Genomic DNA, 24194 nt, shown 5'->3' on the forward strand with positions numbered 1-24194 from the left:
TGCGATAAGAACGTTATATTGTACCTTATGTTTGATTCGTTTTTTTCTTTTACGCTCTCTGATGAGTCTTTTACAAGACTGAGTGCTCTGCTTTTATTGCTGCTTGTATGTTTGGTGTTCTTTATATTGATTTATTCTCACCGAAAAAAGGCATTTTGGGAAAGCGAAGTTGCTAAGTGTGCCCGTGAAGCACAAATACAGATGGCCACATTGCTCAAAACACAAGCTGAAATGCAAGGACGAATGCAAACAATGGCGGAAATTTTTGGTCAAAGGCAGGCTGAATTGAATAAGTCACTTAGTGAGCAACTCAATGGCATGACAGTTAATTTGGGTCAAACCCTTCAGGTACAGACCAAATCAACTTATGAAAATTTAAATCGTTTGCAAGAACGTTTAGCGGTCATTGATGCAGCGCAAAATAATATTCAGTCACTTACGGGGCAAGTCGTTCAACTACAAGCCATTTTAAGCAATAAGCAAACGCGTGGTACTTTTGGTCAAGGACGAATGGAAGCAATTATTGCCGATGCCCTCCCAGCAAATGCTTATGTTTTTCAGGCAGTTCTCTCCAATGGAAAGCGACCAGATTGTCTTATTCATATGCCGAATAAATCACCCTCCTTAGTTGTTGATGCTAAATTTCCTCTAGAGGCTTGGAATGCCATGCGTAAAGCAGCATCCGCACAAGAACGTCAAGAGGCAGAACGTCAATTTCGTACCGATATGGAAGTTCATATTCGTGATATTGCCCAAAAATATCTCATTCCTGGAGAAACACATGATACGGCTTTTCTCTTTGTTCCATCGGAATCGATTTTTGCCACAATCTATGAGGATTTTGAGCCATTGGTACAAAAAGCCAATAAAGCACATGTGATCATTGTATCTCCCTCTTTGTTGATGTTATCCGTTCAGGTTGTACAAACCATTATGAAAGATGCACGGATGCGTGAACAAGCGCATTTGATTCAGTCAGAAGTAGCAAAATTGATGGAAGATTTTGGAAGAATGGATACCCGTGTTCGTGCATTACAGAAGCATTTTTACAAAGCGGGTGAAGATGTAGAGGGAATCTTAATATCGTCCTCCAAAATTATGAAACGTGCTAATCGCATTGAAAATTTTCAATTAAAAGATAATCATGTTGAACCAACGAACATGACAACATCTGTTCAATCGCAAACATTGCGTTTGGTTGATGAGGAATAAAACCAGCTTCTCAGTAATCACAACTATCATGATAGTCTTTTATGGATTGGTAATCATTTTTTAGTATTCATCTCTCATGATTTCCTCATGAAAGAAAGAGAGAATATGCGACACCTTTTGTTTTTAGGGGCATTGGTGTTTCTGCTGGAAGGGTGTGCAACAACTTCCCCGATCCATACAAATAATGCTTGTGCCATTTTAGCACAAAAAGATGGTTTTTTTGATAATTGGGGAAAGGCTTCCAAAAGAGCAGAAATGCGTTATGGAATTCCGATGCCTATTATTCTTGCAACCATTAAGTTGGAATCAAACTTTCGCCATAATGCACGTCCTCCACGCACAAAATTACTTGGTTTTATTCCATGGAAGCGCCGGTCGACAGCTTATGGTTATTCTCAAGCGCTTGACAGTACATGGGCAATGTATCTTCGCTCTACGGGGAGGTCTTTAGCATGGCGTACGAATTTTGCTGATGCTGCTGATTTTGTCGCTTGGTATCATCGTCAAAGTGTGGAGCGCAATGGTGTGAGATTTGATGATGCCTATAGCCTTTATTTAAATTATCATATGGGGCATGGTGCTTATGCGCGCAGTGGGGGATATGCAAATGGTGCACTTGTACAGGCAGCGCAGCGTATGGCAAGAATGTCTAAACAATATGAGCAGCAATTAAAAGCATGTGGGCGGCGTTAAGGAGGATTATAAAAATACCGACAAGAATTGAGTTGGTTTTGTAATTTGTTCCATTATAGAACTTCTTATCAGTAAAATGATCAGGTTTGGTTTTAAAGAGATATCTCTTCATGCTTTCAAGCCAATTTCACGAGAGTGCTCGTGGATAGTCATAAAATGAAGTCCATTGGGCACCACAATTTTTATGCTTATGCAGGTGCAATTGGTCACTATCATTCTCTTTACAGATCCCATGTTCCGACAGCCTTTACATCAAGACTTTTGATAAGAGGCATTTTACGCTTTTTTATAGTTCTTATCTATACCATACACGCTTGTCTTACTTGCAAGAAGCCAGACAATACTTTAATTGATTCAACATAGAAGAGATTTACAATGAAAGAGTCTTACGATATTCAGATCTCTCATTCGATATGTAAACGATAAATTATCATTATCAATAAAATATATATTTTTAAATTTACATGAATAAAAAACCTTCTTATGATCAAATAACTCTTTCAGTACAGTTGAGAACATGACAGAGATGCATTTTGATCAAAATCCTTTTTGAAAAGAAAATGCAAATAATAAAAGCTAAAAAGCTCAATATAAAAGAGTGCTAACAGAATATATTAAATAGCATGAATCAGAAAAGCTCTCATCTTTTATAAAAGCTAACAGCGTAGAGTATACGTAGAGTATAAAAGAAATAGCAGAAAATTAAGCGCAGCTATACTTCTTTATAAAAACTAGTTACGCCATTCCTTAAATTAAAATGATTTGCTTCCAATTTATCTATAAAAAGACTAATAGCTATCCTTTCTTAAGAAAGATCGATAATGCGTATAAAAACATTCAATTATTTTTTTAAACAGTGTTAGTGTAGAGTTACAATTTGTAGCTCATGTTCATTGGCTCCGGCAAGAGCAATAGAACGCTCATCAGACAAAATGATCGGATAACCTGTTTCACCAAAAAGAGCCCATATTGTAATGCCTGGGGTCATTGGAGGAAGATCTGGAAAATTTTTAGCGAGGTCATCGGTACAAACTTTTTTTAAATAAGCAATTTGCCCTACTTCAGAGTAGGACATATTCTGCAACGAAAAGCTTTGTTTATGTTCTCCCATTTCTCTATTCCTTTATGCATTGGCTTTTATGATTTAAGCACTGCTCACTTTAATCGGAATCTGTTTTATTTGTTTTTTTGCTTTTGGTTGGTGTAGATTAATTGATAAAAGACCATTTTTCAACTCCGCATTTGAAACCTCCATTCCCTCGGCTAGAACAAAGGTCCGTTGAAATTGGCGCGCTGCTATACCGTGATATAAATATTGATGATTTTGATTGTCTGTTTGTTTGCCATGAATGATCAGTTGATTATCGTCGAGCAAGATATTGAGATTATTGACTTTAAATCCAGCAACAGCCAAAGTTATACGTATATAGTTTGTGTCATCGTTTTTGTGTAAACGCTCAATATTATAAGCGGGATAAGTCTCATCAGCTTTACTAATACGTCGCAATGTTTTTTCTACCGTTTCAAATCCTAAAAGAAAGGGATTGGAGAAAGGCGTCACATGTGTCATTGTGAATGTCCTCTTCAAAGCGGCTTTTCTTGACCAAGCTCTATAAAAAGTGTTTTCTGCATGACTCTCATATGGCAAGTATAAATGATAACTTCAAGAGAGAAGATTGAGAGAGTTCAATGGCTCAAAGGACAAAAAAAGTATCAAAGACGCGAAAATCTTCTGGAACATTGTACAGAGAAGATGAAATTGAAGAAATATTTCGCCGTTTTTCTGTTCAACGTCCGGCTCCTCAGAGTGATCTTATCTATACAGATGTTTTTACGCTCTTAATTGCTGTTGTTCTTTCGGCTCAAGCGACAGATATGAGTGTTAATAAAGCAACAAAAGAATTATTTCGCCTCGCTGATCGTCCGGAAAAAATGATTGCTTTAGGAGAAGAAGAAATTGCACGCCATATTCGTACCATTGGTCTTTGGCGTGCAAAAGCGCGTAATGTTTATACACTTTGTTGCTTTTTAATTGATCACTATGGTGGTCGAGTACCCGATACGCGTGAAGCACTTATGTCCCTTCCTGGAGTGGGGCGTAAAACAGCGAATGTTGTTTTAAATATTGCTTTTGGTCAGCCTACATTGGCAGTAGACACACATATTTTACGCCTTAGCAATCGTCTTGGTTTAGCGCCTGGTAAAACACCAGAGATTGTTGAAGAAAAGTTGCTCAAGATTATACCGGTTCACTATCTTCGTCATGCGCATCATTGGCTTATTTTACATGGGCGTTATATTTGCCAAGCGCGCAAAGCACAATGTATGCAATGCATTATTGCTGATCTCTGTAAAGCAGCAATCAAAACGAATGCAATTCCAGCACCTTTGGTTGAAGTTCAAGGCAATGGAGCTCCCGTTTTTTTTTGATACACTCTTGCTATTTTGTGTAGACTAGCTTATGAAATGCGGTTGGAACCGTCCGGCAGGGCATGCCGTGGCTGTTTGCATGCTTATTCAAGCGTTGGTCCGCTTGAATAAAGAAGTCCACTTTAATGAATTATGTGGAATAAAATGAAATTGTAATGAATAAATATTGTATGGAGTAGCAAAATGCCCAAGATGAAGACCAAATCATCCGCTAAAAAGCGGTTTAAAATCACTGCGTCAGGCAAAGTTAAAGGAGCATCTGCTGGTAAACGCCATGGCATGATTAAACGTTCGAATAAGTTTATTCGCGATGCACGTGGAACAATGGTTTTGAGTGAACCAGATGCTAAAAAAGTTATTCAGTATTATTTGCCAAATGGTTTTTAAACCTTACGCTTTTGATTTTTAGGAGAATATTACATGGCACGTGTAAAAAGAGGTGTAACAGCGCACGCTAAACACAAAAAAGTTTTGAAACAGGCTGAAGGTTTTTATGGTCGTCGTAAAAATACCATTCGTGCAGCTAAGGCAGCAGTTGATCGTTCAAAGCAGTACGCTTATCGTGATCGTAAAAATAGGAAACGTAATTTCCGTGCTTTGTGGATTCAGAGAATTAATGCGGCGGTTCGTGCAGAAGGTTTAACTTATGGGCGCTTTATTGATGGTTTATCAAAAGCTGGTATTGAGGTTGATCGTAAAGTTCTTTCAGATATAGCAATTCATGAAAAGGCAGCCTTTTCTGCTTTGGTTGCTTCTGCAAAGAAGGCTTTGGAATATTTGAAAAACACAACGCCTAATGCTTTTGAAGGCGCTGTCAAATAAGCCAGTCGTGTTCTCTTAAAGCATTCATTTATTTGGGATCCCGTACTGGTTATTTCTGGTGCGGGGTTTTTTCTATTCAAAAACAATAGGCAAAAATATGAGCGACATTGAGCGTCTGGAACAAGAAATTTGTTTAGCTTTAGAGGGGGCTTGCGATGAACAAGCGCTAGAAGCAGTGCGTATTGCGGCGTTAGGCAAAAAAGGCAGTATTTCTGAAAAATTAAAAGCATTAGGGAAGATGGATGCTGAAGAGCGCCAAAAAGTTGGTCCAGCTCTTAATGGGTTAAAAAATCGCATTTTAGAATTATGGGCGCAAAGACGTGATCTTTTAAGACGTCAAGCAATGGATGCTCGCTTATCTCGTGAAAAGGTGGATATCACTTTGCCCGTGCGTTCTTCGCCTATGGAACGGGGACGTATTCATCCTATTTCACAGGTCATTGAGGAAATTATCGCTATTTATACGAAAATGGGTTTTTCTCTTGCAGAGGGTCCAGATATTGAAACAGATTATTATAATTTTACGGCATTGAATTTTCCTGAAGGTCATCCAGCACGTGAAATGCATGATACTTTCTTTTTTGATGTTGATAAAACAGGGGAGCGGAAATTATTACGCACCCATACATCCCCTGTGCAAATTCGTACCATGGAAAAGCAGAAGGCTCCGATACGTATCATTATTCCTGGGAAAACCTATCGTATGGATTCAGATGCAACGCATTCCCCTATGTTTCATCAGGTAGAAGGTCTTGTTATTGATAAAACCTCTACCATTGCCCATATGATGTGGCTTCATGAGACTTTTTGTAAAGCTTTTTTTGAAGTTCCCTCTGTAAAGATGCGTTTTCGCCCCTCTTTTTTTCCTTTTACCGAACCGTCCATGGAAGTCGATATTCAATGTGATCGCTCTGGTTCAGAAGTAAAATTTGGGGAAGGAGAGGATTGGTTAGAAATCTTAGGATGCGGAATGGTGCATCCCCATGTTTTAAAAAATGTTGGTTTAGACCCTGATGAATATCAAGGTTTTGCATGGGGCATGGGCATTGACCGCATTGCCATGTTAAAATACGGTATGCCTGATTTACGGGCGTTTTTTGATGCGGATCTGCGTTGGTTAAATCATTATGGCTTTCGCTGTTTTGATATGCCTGCTTTTTTTCCTAGTTTAAGAAATGTGTGATCTTGTCAGAAGCTTTAATGTGAGGTTTTAAAATGAAATTTACATTGTCGTGGATAAAAGATCATTTAGAAACAGATGCATCTTTGGATGAAATTTGTGAGAAGCTAACGGCTATAGGTCTTGAGGTTGATCATGTTGATGACCGTTCTTCTTTAAAAGCTTTTGTTATTGCGAAAGTTTTAACGGCAGTAAAACATCCTGATGCAGATAAACTTCAGATTTTATCGGTAGATACAGGGACTGGTACACCTATACAAGTTATTTGTGGGGCACCAAATGCACGTGCTGGGCTTGTGGGTGTTCTTGCTTTACCAGACACTTATGTACCAGGACTTGATGTAACGCTATCGGTAGGAAAAATTCGCGGTGTTGAAAGTTTTGGGATGATGTGTTCATGGGCCGAGCTTGAATTATCAGGTGAACAGGATGGGATTATCGAGCTTCCAAAAGACGCACCTATTGGGGAATCCTTTGCGGTTTACAGCGGTTTAGATGATCCAATTATTGATATTGGTTTGACTCCAAATCGTTCTGATTGCACAGGTGTTCGCGGTATTGCCCGTGATCTTGCTGCTGCTGGAATTGGAAAATTAAAAGAATTATCCTTACCACAGTTCGACGCGAGCTTTGAGACATCGCTTGATGTTTCTGTAAATTTTTCGCAAAGCGCACCTTTATGTTTAGGTTTTGCTTGGCGTGAAATGTATGATGTTCAAAATGGTGCATCGCCGCAATGGATGCAACAACGTTTAAATGCCATAGGTTTAAGACCGATTAATGCGCTGGTGGATATGACCAATTACATTAGTTTTGATCTTGGTCGTCCGCTTCATGTTTTTGATGCCGATAAAATTAAAGGCAATTTGCATGTACGTTGTGCACGTGAAGGTGAACAGCTTCAAGCGCTTAATGGAAAAATCTATCATTTGAGTGTTAAAGATTGTGTCATTGCCGATGAAGAGGGGGTTGTTTCCATTGCTGGTATCATGGGTGGTGAAAGAACAAGTTGTGATGAAACGACGCGGCGCGTTATTATCGAGTCAGCGCTTTGGGATGCACGGAGCATTGCGCGGACTGGTCGTGCATTAGGTCTTATTAGTGATGCCCGTTATCGATTTGAAAGGGGTGTTGATCCAGCTTTTATGGAAACAGGGCTTGAGTTTGCAACAGAATTAGCTTTACGTCTTTGCGGTGGTGAAGTATCTAAGAAGAGGATTGTTGGTTATCAGCAACCAGAAGTCAAGCAGATTGCTTTCCCCTTTTCTGAAATTAAACGTTTAACAAATTTGCCAATAGAGCGTGAAGAAGCCGTAACTATATTAACAAAGCTTGGATTTTGCATTGAAGGAAAGGGAGATATAGTTACGGTTAAAGTACCAACATGGCGCCCTGATATTGCTGGTAAAGCTGATTTAGTGGAAGAGGTGATGAGGATTTATGGGCTAGATAAAATTAAACCTATTCCATTGGAAAATTTTACAGAGAACACAGGTCCGATTTTAACAGTCTCACAACTTCGTGCGCGTATTACGCGTTTGGTTTTAGCGCATCGTGGTATGAAGGAGGCTGTGACTTGGTCTTTTATTTCTGAAAAACAGGCACTGGCTTTTGGAGGTGGTCAAGCACAGCTTAAATTAATAAATCCTATTTCTGCTGATATGTCCGTTATGCGTCCTTCTCTTTTGCCTGGTTTGTTGGTGGCGGCACAACGCAATGCTGATCGTGGTTTTCCAGATCTTGCTTTGTTTGAAGTTTCCAATATCTATGAGGGTGATACTCCCGATAAGCAACAGCGTATTGCCGGTGGTATTCGTCGTGGAACGGAGCGATTTGAAGGGGCAGGACGCTTTTGGCATGGAAATGCGGCAGCAGTTGATGTTTTTGATGCAAAAGCTGATGCATTGGCTGTTTTAGAAGCATGTGGTATAGAGAGTGGCAAGCTACAAATTGAAGTTGGAGCACCTGATTGGTATCATCCTGGCCGTTCGGGGATCATAAAGCTTGGATCAAAGATTATTCTTGGTTTTTTTGGCGTTTTTCATCCTGCTACATTGGAAAAACTAGATGTCAGTGGTCCTGTATGTGGTTTTGAAATTTTTCTTGATCAAATTCCAGAGTCAAAGAAAAAAGCAACAAAAAGTCGTCCTCCATTGAAATTATCGCCTTTTCAAATGGTGCGGCGTGATTTTGCCTTTGTCGTCGATAAAACGGTTACTTCTTCTCTTATCATGCGTGCCGCGAGTGGAACGGACAAAAAGCTTATTCATTCTGTACAAGTTTTTGATATTTTTGAAGATTCAAGCCTTGGTGAAGATAAAAAATCTGTTGCCATTGAAATAACTCTTCAGCCCATGGAACGGACTCTAACAGATGAAGATCTAGAAGTGCTTGCCTTAAAAGTGGTGGAAAATGTCACGAAGGTGACAGGCGCATATTTGCGCTGTTGAGTATTCTTGTCTTCTCTTGGACGCTTTTATAAATTGGGAGCATTTTTGAATGCTCCCTTTTTGCATTCAAGAGTTATAGAGCTTCTTGAAAGATGATTTTTTTATCAAAGCAGGCTCACTTTAAATCATTAAATTTCTCAAGATGAAAAAGGCTGTTTTTAAACATCTTGAAAAGTTATTATTTCTGATAATCTTTCATTGCAAATATAAAATATAACTGTTATTGCTAAATGATAATGCAAATTATTCGCAATAATAAGAGAGGGCATATGAAGGAAAGAGAGAAGCAATGAAGATAAGAACGTTTTTCACTATAGTTTTTGGGAGTCTTGTTTTTTTTACCCCCAATTTTGCTTTGTGTGCTGGTAAATTTAAAGCTGTTACGACATTTACGATCATTGCTGATATGGCGCGCAATGTAGCGGGTGATGCTGCTGATGTTGAATCAATCACGAAACCAGGTGCTGAAATTCATGAATATCAACCCACCCCTCGCGATCTTATGCGCGCACAAGGAGCCAACCTTGTATTGTGGAATGGGTTAGAATTGGAGCTTTGGTTTGAAAAGTTTTTTCAAAATATCAAGGATGTTCCAAGTGTGGTCGTTTCAAAAGGTGTTGTACCCATTAAAATTGGTGAAGGTCCCTTTAGCGGTAAGCCCAATCCTCATGCTTGGATGTCACCCACTTCTGCTCTGATCTACGTTGATAATATTCGCGACGCTTTTGTAAAGTATGATCCTGAGAATGCTGCTATTTATAAAGAAAATGCCGAAATTTATAAGCAGAAGATTCGTGCAACAATTGATCCAATCAGGACTGCATTAGAAGCAGTACCGCAAGATAAGCGTTGGCTTGTCACCAGTGAGGGTGCATTTAGCTATTTAGCGCGTGATTTTGATCTAAAAGAACTTTATTTATGGCCCATTAATGCTGATCAGCAAGGAACACCACAGCAGGTTAAGCATGTTATTGATATGGTTCGTAAATATAATATCCATGCTGTTTTTTCTGAAAGCACTATTTCTCCAGCGCCTGCTAAGCAAGTTGCCAGTGAAACAGGGGCTAAATACGGTGGTGTGCTTTATGTTGACTCTCTGAGCGAGAAAAATGGTGAAGTACCAACCTATATTGATTTATTACGCGTCACAAGTGGGCGTATTAGCAATGCCTTATTAGAGGGAGTAAAAAGCCAATGAAGAGATCCGGAATATTTGCCCAAGGAGTAACGGTAACTTATCGTAATGGACACACAGCTTTACGTGAAGTGAATTTTGAAAGTCCAACAGGTTCTATTACGGCATTGGTTGGCGTAAATGGATCAGGTAAGTCAACGTTATTTAAAGCGATTATGGGGTTTGTCCGCCCCTCGAAAGGGAAAATTCGCATGCTTGGTTTGCCTGTTGATACGGCTTTGAAAAAAAACCTTATTGCTTATGTTCCCCAGAGTGAAGATGTTGATTGGAATTTTCCTGTTCTCGTTGAAGATGTTGTCTTGATGGGGCGGTATGGTCACATGAATTTCTTTCGTTATGCACGGGCACGAGATTATGAAGCTGTTCGTATTGCCTTAGAACGGGTTGATATGTTGGCATTTGCCAAGCGCCAAATTGGCGAACTTTCTGGTGGGCAAAAGAAGCGTGTTTTTCTAGCACGCGCTCTTGCCCAGCAGGCAAAAGCGATTTTATTAGATGAGCCATTTACAGGGGTTGATGTCACAACAGAAGATAAAATCATTGCTTTATTACAGGATCTTCGTAAAGAGGGAGCAGTGATATTAGTTTCTACACATAATTTAGGTTCTATTCGTGAGTTTTGTGACCACACAGTTTTAATCAAGGGAACGGTTTTGGCTTCTGGATTAACTGAAACCGTCTTTACAAAGGAAAATCTGGAAAAAACCTTTGGTGGTGCTCTGCATCATCATATTTTTGATCTTCAAGCTGTGAATAAAAATGATGGTTTCACGGGTGCAAACCGCTCTGTCGTTCATGAGAATGTTCAAAGAATGGAGCACGTTGCATGATTTCTTGGTTGCTTGAGCCACTGAGCTATCAGTATATGGTTAATGCGATGTGGGTTTCTGGATTAGTTGGGTGTGTTTGTGCCTTTCTTTCTGCATTTTTGATGTTAAAAGGTTGGTCGCTTATTGGTGATGCACTTTCCCATTCGATTGTTCCTGGTGTAGCAGGGGCTTACCTTTTAGGTTTACCTTTTTCACTTGGAGCTTTTTTTTCTGGTGGGCTTGCAGCAGCAGCGATGCTGTTTTTTACTCAACGAACAAAACTAAAAGAAGACACGATTATTGGTCTCATTTTTTCTTCTTTTTTTGCTTTTGGATTATTTCTTAAATCATTAAAGCCAATGGCTGTGAATATTGATACAATTGTTTTAGGAAATATTTTAGCAGTGAGTTCATCAGATATTATCCAATTGGCTTTTATTGGTTTTTTCTCTTTGCTTATATTGCTGTTAAAATGGAAAGATCTTCTTGTTTCTTTATTTGATGAGACGCATGCACGTGCCATTGGACTGAATGTAAAGTTTTTAAAGATTCTCTTTTTCACCTTGCTTGCCGCTTGTACTGTTGCTGCTATGCAAACAGTTGGAGCATTTTTGGTCATTTGCCTTGTGGTGACGCCTGGGGCAACAGCTTATCTTTTAAGTGATCGTTTTGTAAATGTTTTGATCATTGCAGTTATAATTGGGACATTCACAAGCATATTAGGTGTGTATGTGAGTTACTTTTTAAATGCGCAAACAGGTGGTGTTGTTGTGCTTTTTCAAGCATTTTTGTTTATGTTAGCTTTTATTTTTGCTCCTAAGCACGGTTTTATTGCTGCACGTTTGCGTATAAATGCGGCTAAAAAAGGTGTGATATTGTCATGATTGATCAATTACTACTTCCTTTTCAATTTTCTTTTATGTTGAAAGGCATGCTTATTGTCATGATCCTTTCTGTTCCTATGGCAATGCTTTCTTGTTTTCTGATTTTGAAAGGATGGGCACTGTTAGGCGACGCTATTTCCCATGCTGTTTTTCCTGGTGTTGTTGTTGGTTATATGACGACACCGTGGGTGATAGCATTTTTGACTTCTTTACCGTTTGCTTGGCTTCAGCATATGCGTTCAGAAAACATTACAATGACTTTGATTACTTGTGGTGCTTTTGTTGCAGGCATGGTGTGTGCGCTTGCAACAGGTTTTTTAGGAAGCAATAGCCGCATCAAACAAGATACGGTGATGGGAGTTGTTTTTTCATCGATGTTTGGTTTAGGGCTTGTTTTGGCCACATCTATTTATAGCAGTTTAGATTTGAATCATATTCTATTTGGTAATCTATTGGGTGTTAACTGGCTTGATATTACACAGACGGCAATCATTTCTGCTATTGTCACCTTTATTTTAGCAGCAAAATGGCGCGATTTTATGCTGTATATTTTTGATTCCGTTCAAGGTCGTGCCATGGGATTGCGAATATCATTACTTCACTATACTCTCTTAACAATGATTTCTCTCACGATTGTTGCAGCTTTGAAAGCTGTAGGTATTGTTCTGGTTATTTCGTTACTCATAGCACCAGGAGCAATTGCTTATCTTATTACAAAGCGATTTTCTTTTATGTTGGTGATTGCTATACTTGTTGCAAGTTTTTCTGGTTTTTTAGGAATTTATCTCAGTTTGTTTATTGGCTCTGATTCCGCTTCTACGATCGTGTTGATTTTGACATTGATTTTTATTGCTATTTTCATGTCGATTTTTTTTCGTCGCGCTACGATTCAAGAAATTTGAGGTTGCTAAAGTTCATGCATATCAGCCATGCATTTTTGTGTATTGTCTCTCATGTTTGTTTTAACTAGAAAGCACCCCGCTGGGTTATTTTCCTCCTAACACCTAGCAAATGGGTGCAGTGTGTATTCTCCCCCCAACACTGCATTCGTAATTAAGAGGCTGCATTGATTTATTCTGCAGCCTTTTTATTTTATCTTTTTCTAAAAATTTATTCATATTTCTTGAAAAATTAAAAATGATCATCATATTGCGTAAGCTGTTTTTGCTTTAGAAGAAGTTATCAAAGAAAATACACTTGCGAATAAAGTCGTATAAAAGATTGTGCTCTAGAGCATGCGAAAAGCAGAAAAATATGGAGAGTAATCTTATATGGAGAGAAATAGTACGAGAGGATGAAAAAAGATTTTAAAATATTTCACCCTTTGCGTATTTGCTACTATGTAGCAGGTTGGGCAATGATTATATTGGCTGTTATCGGTATAGTATTACCTATTATGCCAACTGTGCCATTTTTATTAATTGCTTCATGGTGTTTTGCTCGTTCATCGCCACGTTTTCATCGTTGGCTGAATAATCATCGCATTTTCGGTCCACCCATTAAGCAATGGGAAGAAAAGAGAGCTATTTCCACATTTGTTAAAGTTTTGGCATTGGTGAGTATTGCAGGTGGTTTTTTATCTTTTCTAGTGATAACGCATCCTGCTTTGTGGCTTGCTTTATTGGTTGCTGCACTTTTACTGTTTATTGTTATTTATATTGTAACGCGTCCATCTTCGTAATGATAGAAAGTAAAGGACTTATAAATCGAGCAGTTTTTTGACTCCAAAATTTGAGGGAAATGCTTACATAACAAGGATATCTATAAGATAATGCTTTTGGGACAATTTATTATAAGATAACATGTTGGTGAAATAATTGTATGAAAAAAAGGATTATGTGCAAATACCTTAACTAAATACGCGTTACATTGATAAGAAATGAGAACTATGTTCAGAGGGGGGGTATTTCTGCAAGTAAATGATGAGTAAAATCTACATTCACTCTATCCATCAGTGATGTATTTTACCCTCTTTTAGTTTTCAATATTTTCCATGAACAGTATAATGAGAGCTCTTTTAAGCGTCATCATTTTTTTATTTATAAAGTAACAGATCAGTTATTATCCAAAGCTTGTTCTCATGTTATATGTATTTTTGCCTTACAGAGAATTCAGAGAAAGTAATATAGTCTCTTTTCAAAAATTTTTTATGCATAGATTCATTCTTTTTATGACATACAACTAACAGATTTTTTATATAATTAAAAACATCTGAAATAAGAAATTGTTTTATGTTGTGTTTTCAAGCTGGAATGATAAATGATAATGAATATATTCATTTTTTAATTTAGTGAAAAGCTAAAATTTTTATAGATCTCGCCCACGTTTTTCATTGCCAAAAAAATTGAGATAACGCTGTACTTCTTGTGGATCACCAATGGTTTTTTCAGGATTATCTGAAAGTTTTACGGCTGGTCGACCATTGGCATGGGTGACTTTACAAACAAGGGAAAGGGCATCAAAAGTTTCGATTTCTTGGGGGGAACAGCCTGCAAAATCATTCGTCAAGTCTGTTCCCCAGCCAAAGCTCATGCGTACTCTTCCATGGAAATGGTAATAGGTTTTTTCGATTGTATCGACGTCAAGTGCATCAGAAAAAATTAATAATTTTTCATGTGGATCTTTTCCCTTTTCTTTCCACCATTGAATAATGCGTTCACCTCCCTTGATGGGAGGAGCACTGTCAGGTCTGAAACCTGTCCAGTCAGAGACCCAATCTGGTGCATTGCGCAAAAATGCTTCTGTGCCGAAAGTATCGGGCAAAACAATAAGAAGATTTCCACCGTAATAGCGATTCCAATCTTGCAAGACTTTATAGGGTGCTCTGTGTAGATCATCATCATTTTCTGCAAGAGCAGCAATAACCATGGGTAATTCATGGGCATTGGTTCCAAGAGCTTCTAAATCTGTATCCATGGCTAAAAGAACATTAGAAGTTCCGGTAAAAGAATTGCCAATACCTTCTTTTAATGCTTCAACACACCATCGTTGCCATAAAAAAGAATGACGACGCCTTGTCCCAAAATCAGATATTTTAATATCAGGTAATTTTTTAAGGCGTTCAACTTTACTCCACATTTTTGCTTTAGCGCGTGCATAAAGCACATCGAGAGCAAAACGATCGAGGTTTTTCATAGCAGCACGTGAACGTAATTCACTGATAATAGCAAGAGCAGGGATTTCCCACATGGAGCTATGAGCCCATGGACCATGAAAATGAAGGATATATTGGCCATCTTTGCGGGTAAGTTCATATTCTGGGAGTTGAAAGTTTTCAAGCCAATGAAGAAAATCTGGTTCGAAAATTTGTTTACGCCCATAAAATGTATTACCAGCAAGCCAAATCATTTCTTTTTTTGTAAAGCGCAAGCTCAAGGCATGATCAAGTTGAGCACGCAGCTCACTCTCATCAATATCATCGGCAAGACGTATTGTTTTGCTGCGGTTTATGAGGGAGAAGGTAACATTGACATGAGGATAAAGCCCCCAGATCATCTGTACCATAAGAAGTTTATAAAAATCCGTATCGAGCAATGAACGAATAATAGGATCAAGTTTCCAGGTATGATTGTAAACACGCCTCGCAATATCTGGATGATTCATAATCCTCGTTCTTTCAGTCTCGTAGAATATAAAATCACTTGTGCTCCAACAAAATCCATATAGGCCAATAAAATACATATAGGCCAATAAAATCCATATAGGCCAATAAAATACATATAGGAATGAGAGAAACTATAACAACTCTAAGGTTTGGGGCAAGAATAAAAAAACTTTTATCTTTTCTGTTTTTAACGTTTAAGAATGCGTATGATCTCATGTCGTCCGGTTTTTTCCAACTTTATCCCTGCTTGAATATGAGCATATTTTTTCCCATCAACATGAAGCATATTTTCAACTCCCCATTTTACGGTAATGGTATAAACAGCCTCATGAAATTTCATTTTTGCTTCATATTCAGACCATGAAGAAGGTAAATGTGGATCTAAGAATAATTGATCATCTTGACGATTAATTCCAAGAATGGCTTGTGTTGCGGCCCGGTAGAACCAGCCTGCCGAACCTGTATACCATGTCCAACCACCTTGCCCACGATATGGTTCAATGGCGTAAATATCTGCGGCCATGACATAAGGTTCAACACGATAAATTTCAGGATTTTGTCCATGAGTAATCGGGTTAATCGCAGAAAATAAAGCATAAGCTTTATCGCTTTCACCCATTTGCGCAAGCGCCAAAATACTCCAAATAGCACCATGCGTATATTGACCACCATTTTCTCGAATACCTGGAGGATAACCTTTAATATAGCCGGGTTCGAGAGTTGTTTTATCAAAAGGTGGCCAGAAAAGACGTATAAGACCGCTTTTTTCATCATACAGCTGTTCAAGCATTGATGCCATTGCTTGTTTTTGTCGCTCAAGCGATGCCATTTGCGAAATAACAGCCCAAGATTGAGCTATGGTATCAATTTTACATTCATCATTTATTTGAGAGCCAAGAGGTGTGCCATCATCAAAATAACCACGTCGATACCAAGCACCATCCCAACCGTTTTCTTCTAAGGATTTTGTTAAACGTTCAAGATATGCACTCCATTTTGCAACACGGGTGTTGTCACTCTGTTTTTTGGCAAGGGGGATAAATGTTTGTAGTGTGGTACCAAGAAACCATCCCAACCACGTGCTTTCCCCTTTTCCTTTAATACCTACCAAATTCATGCCATCATTCCAATCTCCGCCTAAAATAAGAGGAAGTCCATGTGGTCCACAGCGTTTGATAGCAAGATCTAAAGCCAAAGCACAATGTTCATAAATTGTGGCGACCTTTAAGGATTGTATGGGCTTAAAATAAGCGTCTTGTTGTTCATTGTTGAGAGTATCTCCTTCAATAAAAGCAATAGGGGTATCAAGAAATATGCTATCACCAGTGGTGTTGACATAAAGCGCTGTGCCATAGGCAAGCCACACAATATCATCAGAAATACGCGTGCGAACACCGGCATTTGTATCAGGCAACCACCAATGTTGTACATCGCCTTCGAGAAATTGATGTGCTGCGGCGTTTAACAATTGTTCACGCGCCAGTTTTGGATTCAATAATAATAAGGACAAACTGTCTTGTAATTGGTCGCGAAAGCCAAATGCACCACTTGCTTGATAAAAGGCAGCGCGTGCCATCATACGGCAAGCGTAAATTTGATAAGGAAGCCAATGATTGACCATAAGATCAAAAGAGGGGTCAGGTGTTTTAACTTGGAATGGGGAAACAAAATCATCCCATTGCTGTTTTTGTTGTGTGAGCAGAATTTCAAAATCGCTTGCACGCACGTTGTCTAGTAAATTTTCCGCTTCTTGCCTATTTTCAGCACTGCCAAGATAGAAAATGATTTCTTTTGTTTGCCCTGGGTGAAGATCAATATCATAGGAAAATGCTGAACAAGGATCACAGCCTGCTTCAACTGTATTTGAAAGAGCATCTGCGTTACGGATCGCGTGAGGATGTGTCACTGTTCCCGTTAGACCGATAAATTCAGTGCGATCAGTAGTCGTACTTGTTGGTATTTGGGAAGCAGACAAAAATGCCACTTGTTGCGATTTGTCGATGTGGTAGGGATTTTGGATAAAATGTGCACCACGTATAGGATCATAACAGGGGAGTATGAAAGGTGCATATTTTGTACGGACATTACCCAAAACCCATTCAACATAATTATAAAGGCGTAAACTGCGTGTTTTTTTCCCACTATTTTTAAGGGTAAGTCGTGAAAGACGTACAGTTTTTTCTGGATAGAGTATATGGGTGAGCTCTAAGGCGATCTCTGTATGTGTGGATTTAAAGGTTGAAAATCCAAAACCGTGGCAAGCCTCATAGATAACATTTTCATCACATTCAACGGCAGAAACGGGTGAGAACCGTTTTAAAGAAAGGCGGTCTACAAGATAAAGTGCTTCTCCTGGACGGTTAGAAATGGGATCATTACTCCAAGGGGTTAGTTGATAATCACGGCTATTATTTGCCCAAGTAAAGAGTGCTCCTTCAGCAGAGACATGGAAGCCAAAGTTTTTATGAGCAATGATGTTAATCCATGGTTGTGGTGTGGTGGTATGTCCATGAAGACGTATTACATAATGATTATGATGATTAAATCCACCATAACCATTCCAATATTTTAGGTCATTTCCCTCAATGGGGAGAGGTGAAGTTTTTTGTTGACCGATAAGACCAAGAGAAGCAAAAAGGCTTTGCTCCGTTGATATTATACTTTGTCGTTCTTGATGATGTTTTGGGTCGTTTAATTGATAATAGGATTCTTGATGGCTCTTATGGATGGTGAGATCAAAGTCATTATTGTCAAGGTGTTTAAGTTGTTCAGACAAAGATCCATTTTGCGCATCAAGAATGACGCGTGCTGAGGCAAGAAGGGTTTTAAAACTCTGTTCATTCATTTGATCACGCCGAAGTGTGAAAATATGTTGGCGTTCATCTGTATCATGAATGTGATGGCGATAGGATTCGCATACCCATTCAATAGCATGTTGTGTATTTTGTATGTAGGAAAATGCCTGTTCATTAAGAATGACAAGATCAACAATAAGTCCACGCATACGCCAATATTCATGTGCTTTAAGAAGTTCACGTAGAACAGTGATATCTCCCTCATTATCTAATCTGAGAAGACAGAGCGGAATGTCTCCTGAAAGTGACATTGGCCAAAGATCAGATTGTTTACCAAGATTTTTTGCTAAGTTTTTTGGAGAAAGACGCCATGTTTGATCGAGATAGATAAGTGGTGTTGCATATTTTTGATAGGTAATAGCTTCTTTCAGATCGATACCACTTTGATAGAGCGAGACTTGTGAGCGTGTCCATGCCATTGAAAATTCTTGCTGGAATATATTTGGTTGCTGATAATGTTTAATATAATTGTGCAGTGTTTCTTTTGCATGAGCAGCAAAAGTCCAAAAAATGAGTTCAATTTTTTCGTGTGCTGGAATTTTTACACGGCATCGCAGTGAGATAATGGGATCAAGCACACAACCTTGACTGTTGCGAAAATGCGTATTGTTGTCAAATGCAGCAGGTCGATGAATAGATCGTCCTCGACCAATAAACAGCAAGCGGTCCGTTTCAGCTTCTGTTTCTTGGATATTATCACCAGTAACAAAATGGGCAATGTGGATTTCAGGGTCATTGGGAGAGCGTTTGCGCCTTTTAGCAAAAATTGTTCTTCTTCCCTTAGCAATTTCTGTTTCTATAAACAATCGCGAAAAAGCAGGATGAGCTTGGTCTACATCTATTGTTGCGAGAGCAAGTTCACCATAAGAGGTCACTTCAATGATACGCTCTTTGTTTGTTGTATTAATAAGTTGAAGACGTCTACCTTCACCGCACCCTTCAGATGTAATAAGACATTCAAGTGTTGATTTGATACCATCAACCATTTTTGTATATTCAGCTTTTTCATCTGTAAAAATGCAGACTGCTTCTTCTCCGACAACACGTGTTGGCTCACCAGTTACAGACCACCAACGACCATTTTCTATATCACGGAGAAAGAACAAAATCCCTTGTTGATCTTCTGTTGCATCGGGAATAAAGCGCGTAATCGCATAATCATGCCAACGGCTGTAACCAGAACCGTTGGCTGTCAATATTGTAGAATAGGAACCATTGGACAAGAGCAAAGTTTCACGTGGTTTAAGCAGCGGGTTCTTGATAATACGCAAAGGAGCATCGTTGAATTCTTGATAATTGTTACGCATGCGATGAATAACTTTGCTATGAATGATGGGAATTTGATGTGGTGCTCTTTCCTGTAATAAAAATTGGATTGCTTCAACGATTGGGTCACGGTGAAAGCGATCACGCATCCGCCCTTGAAAAATAACATTGTCGATAGCAAGAATAGACATACCATGATGATGCGCATAATAATTGCGTACCACAGCGTATTTTTCGCCTGTTTTCACGCGTGAAGGGGTAAAATCAAGAGAATCGTAATAACCATATGTTCCTAAAGCTCCAAGATTACGGAGATGTTTTAAATTAGTCACGGTTTGGTCAGGGACATATTGTGCTGCTAAAAGACTAGCATAGGGAGCAATAACGGTATTGCGTGAGAGACCACGTTGGAGTCCGAGGCTTGGAACACCAAAATGAGCATATTGGTAATTCATTAACTGATCACGAGCGTTAAATGCCGCTTCTGAAATGCCCCAAGGTACTCCACGTTTATAGGCATATTGTATTTGATGATGAATAATCAGTCGATTGGTTTGATCGAGGAGAGATCCCAAAGGTTCGTGCATAATAAGGGATGGCATGAGATATTCGAACATGGAGCCAGACCATGATAACAATGCACCTTTCCAACCAATGGGGACGAGGAGTCGACCAAGATGAAACCAATGTTTTACTTTTATATCGCCTTTTGCGATAGCAAAAAGACTTGCAAGGCGCGCTTCTGAGGCGAGTAAATCATAACAATTTTCATCGAGTTTATTTTCTTGCACACGATACCCAATAGACAAAAGATGACGTTCAGGTTGTTCTAAAAAGTCAAATTTCATATCCAAGGCAAATTGCCGCGCTTCTACAGCCAAACTAGTTAATTTTTGCGATAATTTTTCACTGTCGTAGCCGCTAGTAGCGTCATGGTGGTGAGCTTCACAGGTTTCTAAAAGACATTTTGCCCAAGAGAGTGTTTGAGAGGATTTTGTCGTTTGAACTTTTTGATGAAGTTCATCTATTAAGTGGATAAGATCACGAGCGATAAGTGATAGCTTGGTAAGCTGAGAAATGATGGTGTTTGGTGTTTCTACGACAGTACTCATACAATGATCAAAATTGGTGATGTGCTTTTCGATTTTTTGATGTAAGGAATGTAAAATAGGTTGATTATCCGGAATTTCTTTGACAGTTTCTTCCAAAAGAGCATGAACATCACGCAAGCCGTCCAGATCACTTTGAATAAAAATATAAGGTTTTTCAGCCCATTCTCTTAAGGCTGAAGCAAGGGTCAGTAAATGGCCAGCAAGATTTCCTGAATCAACAGTTGATACATAAGTGGGTAAAAGAGGTTTGAGAGTATCCGTTTCATACCAGTTATAAAGATGCCCACGAAATTTTTCCATTTTTGCAAGAGAGCTTAATGTACTTTCAATGCGGATAATGGTTTCTTTACAACTAATCCAGCCAAAGTCACGCGCAGCAATAACAGAAAGAAGATAAAGCCCAATATTGGTAGGAGATGTGCGTTGTGCAATCAGAGGTTCAGGATCTTCTTGAAAATTATCGGGGGGCAAATAATTGCTTTGCGCATTGACAAAGGTTGCATAATAAAGCCATGTCCGTCGTGCAATAGAGCGTAGCATTTTTTTATCTTCAAAAGAACTATGAAGAGTATCTTGAAATGTTGAGGGTTGACTCACAATCCATGCAATTAAGGGTGAAAAAAACCATGACAGACCAAACGGTAAGGCAATAAAGCTTGCAAAATTATGGGAAAAGAAAGGAAGTGCTATAGCAAGAAGCCCCATAAGCGTTGCTGACCACATTGTAAAGATATAGAAGCTCAGACTATTGGGAATAGATTTTGTTGCAGCCGAGGTTTTCCATTCAAGCAAGTACTGTTTTGAAATCGTTATGCGATAAAGTGTGCGGATAATTGCATCAGTCATAAAATAAGCTGCATGAGCAAGAAATGTCATTTTAAGAAATATATTTGCGCCTGTCAGGGTCGTTTTATTGAAGATTAATTGAAAATACCCACGTAAAGAATCATCAATATTGGATGGAACAAGCGTTTGTAAGATACTTAAAATTGGTGCAATGAAGAGACTAAAGAGCAAGAATGTTTGCCAAATAATTGCACTCTTTAATGGCAAAAGAGACCATCCAGCAAAGGCAGCAATGAGCCACATAAGTGGTGTGAGAGAACGGCGCAGATTATCTTGCATTTTCCAACGTGTCGTAGAGCTAATTTGACGAGGGAAAAAGAGATAAGGCAAGAGTTGCCAATCTCCACGAATCCAACGGTGATAACGTGCAATATCCATATTATAAGCTATTGGATAATCCTCAATGATTTCCACATCACTCACCAGTGCGGTACGTGCATATCCTCCTTCTAAAAGGTCATGACTAAGAACAGTATTTTCTTTAATTTTGCCATCAAGTGCTTGCTGAAATGCATCAAGATTATAAAGACCTTTGCCAATAAAAGTTCCTTCTCCCAAAAGGTCTTGATAGGTATCAGAAACAGCAAAGACATAAGGATCAATACCGCGATTGGTAGAAAAAACCCGTTGCAAAATTGATGTTTCTTTTCCTGTGGTAAGAGAAGGCGTAATACGGGGTTGTAAAATGCTATAGCCTTTTATAATCTTTTCATGGAGCGGATCAAAAGTATGACGGTTGAGTGGATGGTTCAGTTTTCCAACAAGTTTTGTGACACATTCAGGGGTTAGGCGTGTATCTGCGTCCAGCGTCATAACAAAACGGCAATCCATGGGAAGATGTGGGTTAGGGGGATAAAAGCTAGTGTTTTTATCACCTCTTAATAACAGATTGAGTTCGTGAAGTTTACCACGCTTTCGCTCCCATCCCATCCAGCATTTTTCGCTGGTATTATAAAGGCGTCGACGGTGTAAAAGGAAAAAAAGAGGGATATCATCACGATGATAACGACAATTAAGTTTATCGATACTCTTTTGTGCGTAATACAGCAATTCAAGATCATCTTGCGTTTGCTCTAAGGGAGAATCTACCCAATCTGTGAGAAGTGCAAAATGGATGGCGCCTTTAGGATTGGAAAGGTAATGCACTTCAAGATTGCGCACTTGCTCATCAATATAATCACGTGAGGTGATTAAAGTAGGCACAACAACCATTGTGCGTGCATGTTCCGGAATCCCCTTTTTATATTCATAACCAATGAGTTGTTTTGAGGGAATAATCCATGAAACAACAGTGTTGAAAAAAGCAAAAGCAGCATCCATAGCAGGAAACAGCGCTAATGCAGTGAAAAGAAGAGATATCCAGAGTGTTTCAGATGTCTGTAAGAGAGCGTAGATTGTAAGCAAAAGGATAAGCGTGAGAAAAGAGACAGGAATAGTAATAATGCGTATCTTTGAAGAGCAGAAAAACCGTGCCCATTTTATAAGCAAAGGTGGAGTATAGCCACATGCTTTTTCAAAACTATGCTGCCCATCACCGATAAGGTACCACCCAACAGAGGAGTGCAGAAGTGTATTTTCAGAAGGAGAACGTGCTATTTCTATCGCTTTTCGTGCAACTTCCCATTCACTAAGGGGTGAAAAGCGAGCAATTTTTTCGATCACTTGTCGATAAATATTGCGTGAATGAGCATCAATTTCGGAAAAATCACTATTTTCATGCAAAATAGAGTCTACAGAACTAACAGTTTCAAACCATACTGTCCAATCAACATCACCAAGTGCTTTAAGGGAACGGATAATATTGCCCATGGTGACACCATCTGCTGCTTGGCGCATATGTTCATCAGTTGTGGCGATTTCTAGGCTACTGCCTTGGTTTTGTAATTGCTGTTCAAGCCAATTTAATGCGGTTGTTGAATCGACAGATGCACTACGCAGACGATAGAATAAATGGGCTGAAAAGTTTGGATAAACAGTGAATAGTGCATAACGAGTAAAAAGAGTATGTAATTTTGTTTCATTATCAGTGAGGGAAATTTTATCAGCAACTTTATGGGCAAGCTGGCGCATAGTGCGTGTTTGTTCAATACGCAGTGCAAGACGACGGACATTTTCAATGAGCAACATCTGTATAACAGAAGGAAGAGCCCATAATTCACCAATTTTGAGAGCACAAACTTCTTGAAATCCATTGATCATAGTCGTGAGTGTTTTTTGTGAAAATATGCTGTCCGTATGGGCAATATAAAGCCAAGCTAAAGCAAAGATACGTGGTATGTCTTCCTTTTGTTTATAAAGAGGAAGTTGTTTAATGAAGGACTTAGATAAGTTACGACGGAGTTGTTGTATTGTTTTGTCAATAGTATAATGATTATCAAGCAGCCATTGAGCAGATGGCGCCATGGTTTCATCGTTTCGAGCAGCAATATAACAGGTGTTAAAGACACGGAGAATAAGTTTAGCATTTTCATCCAACCTTTTGTGAAAATTATTTTCTCCTTTATATTCAGGAAGGAGGATTTCTTTTTTAGAGGCTATGTCATAGCCTAATTTATAAAGTTCATCCTGCGATTTATGAGTTGAACGAAGAGGAGCATTGGTCTGAGTCAAGTGATAGTTTTTTGTTGGCTGAGAAAAGAAATACTTTAGGAAAGATATTGTGAATGCCATATTATTAATATTCAATTATGTTATCTCTTTGTATTTAATAGGCTGTAAGCATTTTATCTTAATAATAAGTAGTTCATAGAAAAAAATAAACTTTCTGTTTTTTTAAGAATATTTATAATTTTTAACGAGATAACTGAAAAAATAAGTAAACAATTTTTTAAAACAA

At 38.7% G+C, this 24194-nt stretch carries 16 protein-coding genes; 12 read left to right on the plus strand and 4 right to left on the minus strand.

What is annotated here, in order from left to right; translation table 11 throughout:
- Window positions 1-27 precede the first annotated feature (27 nt).
- Together PVV68_RS02785 and PVV68_RS02790 are read left to right on the plus strand one after the other, a co-directional pair.
- The gene (locus PVV68_RS02785; protein WP_273720302.1) at window positions 28-1212 is read left to right on the plus strand and encodes a DNA recombination protein RmuC; all 1185 of its coding nucleotides are present in this window, start codon (window positions 28-30) and stop codon (window positions 1210-1212) included.
- Window positions 1213-1317: 105 nt separating this feature from the next.
- Entirely contained in the window at window positions 1318-1905 is a 588-nt protein-coding gene (locus PVV68_RS02790; RefSeq protein WP_273720249.1) for a hypothetical protein, read from the plus strand.
- Between the two features lie 859 nt (window positions 1906-2764).
- On the opposite strand, the gene PVV68_RS02795 is transcribed toward PVV68_RS02790, so the two are convergent.
- Window positions 2765-3016 carry a DUF1150 domain-containing protein gene (locus PVV68_RS02795; protein WP_273720247.1) on the minus strand — a complete coding sequence of 84 codons (252 nt, stop codon included), beginning with the start codon at window positions 3014-3016 and terminating at the stop codon, window positions 2765-2767.
- 33 nt (window positions 3017-3049) lie between these two features.
- Complete coding sequence (locus PVV68_RS02800) at window positions 3050-3475, minus strand: Hsp20 family protein (protein ID WP_273720245.1); 426 nt, start codon at window positions 3473-3475, stop codon at window positions 3050-3052.
- A gap of 119 nt (window positions 3476-3594) precedes the next feature.
- Between PVV68_RS02800 and nth the strand changes: the two genes are divergently transcribed.
- The 10 genes from nth to PVV68_RS02850 all read left to right on the plus strand — a co-directional run bounded on the left by nth (window position 3595) and on the right by PVV68_RS02850 (window position 13356).
- Entirely contained in the window at window positions 3595-4335 is a 741-nt protein-coding gene (nth, locus tag PVV68_RS02805; protein ID WP_273720244.1) for an endonuclease III, read from the plus strand.
- Window positions 4336-4518: 183 nt separating this feature from the next.
- Window positions 4519-4722 (plus strand): 50S ribosomal protein L35, encoded by a 204-nt coding sequence (gene rpmI, locus PVV68_RS02810; RefSeq protein WP_273720242.1) that lies wholly within the window; start codon window positions 4519-4521, stop codon window positions 4720-4722.
- Window positions 4723-4755: 33 nt separating this feature from the next.
- The gene (gene rplT, locus PVV68_RS02815) at window positions 4756-5157 is read left to right on the plus strand and encodes a 50S ribosomal protein L20 (RefSeq protein ID WP_273720240.1); all 402 of its coding nucleotides are present in this window, start codon (window positions 4756-4758) and stop codon (window positions 5155-5157) included.
- Window positions 5158-5254: 97 nt separating this feature from the next.
- Window positions 5255-6340 carry a phenylalanine--tRNA ligase subunit alpha gene (gene pheS, locus PVV68_RS02820; protein WP_273720239.1) on the plus strand — a complete coding sequence of 362 codons (1086 nt, stop codon included), beginning with the start codon at window positions 5255-5257 and terminating at the stop codon, window positions 6338-6340.
- 32 nt (window positions 6341-6372) lie between these two features.
- Entirely contained in the window at window positions 6373-8787 is a 2415-nt protein-coding gene (gene pheT, locus PVV68_RS02825) for a phenylalanine--tRNA ligase subunit beta (protein ID WP_273720236.1), read from the plus strand.
- A 289-nt stretch (window positions 8788-9076) separates the two neighbouring features.
- Window positions 9077-9985 (plus strand): metal ABC transporter substrate-binding protein, encoded by a 909-nt coding sequence (locus tag PVV68_RS02830; protein WP_273720234.1) that lies wholly within the window; start codon window positions 9077-9079, stop codon window positions 9983-9985.
- Window positions 9982-10812, plus strand: a complete 831-nt coding sequence (locus PVV68_RS02835; RefSeq protein WP_273720233.1) for a manganese/iron ABC transporter ATP-binding protein — start codon at window positions 9982-9984, stop codon at window positions 10810-10812. The genes PVV68_RS02830 and PVV68_RS02835 overlap by 4 nt, the downstream gene beginning before the upstream one ends.
- Complete coding sequence (locus PVV68_RS02840) at window positions 10809-11675, plus strand: metal ABC transporter permease (RefSeq protein ID WP_273720231.1); 867 nt, start codon at window positions 10809-10811, stop codon at window positions 11673-11675. The genes PVV68_RS02835 and PVV68_RS02840 overlap by 4 nt, the downstream gene beginning before the upstream one ends.
- Entirely contained in the window at window positions 11672-12577 is a 906-nt protein-coding gene (locus PVV68_RS02845) for a metal ABC transporter permease (protein WP_273720229.1), read from the plus strand. The genes PVV68_RS02840 and PVV68_RS02845 overlap by 4 nt, the downstream gene beginning before the upstream one ends.
- A 392-nt stretch (window positions 12578-12969) precedes the next feature.
- Window positions 12970-13356, plus strand: coding sequence for a YbaN family protein (locus PVV68_RS02850; protein ID WP_273720228.1), 387 nt, complete (start codon window positions 12970-12972; stop codon window positions 13354-13356).
- A gap of 626 nt (window positions 13357-13982) precedes the next feature.
- On the opposite strand, the gene pncB is transcribed toward PVV68_RS02850, so the two are convergent.
- Both pncB and PVV68_RS02860 read right to left on the minus strand, forming a co-directional pair.
- Window positions 13983-15278, minus strand: a complete 1296-nt coding sequence (gene pncB / locus PVV68_RS02855; protein ID WP_273720227.1) for a nicotinate phosphoribosyltransferase — start codon at window positions 15276-15278, stop codon at window positions 13983-13985.
- Between the two features lie 188 nt (window positions 15279-15466).
- Window positions 15467-24028: a GH36-type glycosyl hydrolase domain-containing protein gene (locus PVV68_RS02860; RefSeq protein ID WP_273782664.1), complete on the minus strand. Its 8562-nt coding sequence runs from the start codon at window positions 24026-24028 to the stop codon at window positions 15467-15469.
- Window positions 24029-24194: the final 166 nt, after the last annotated feature.

Source organism: Bartonella sp. ML69XJBT (assembly GCF_028618515.1).
GTDB lineage: Bacteria > Pseudomonadota > Alphaproteobacteria > Rhizobiales > Rhizobiaceae > Bartonella.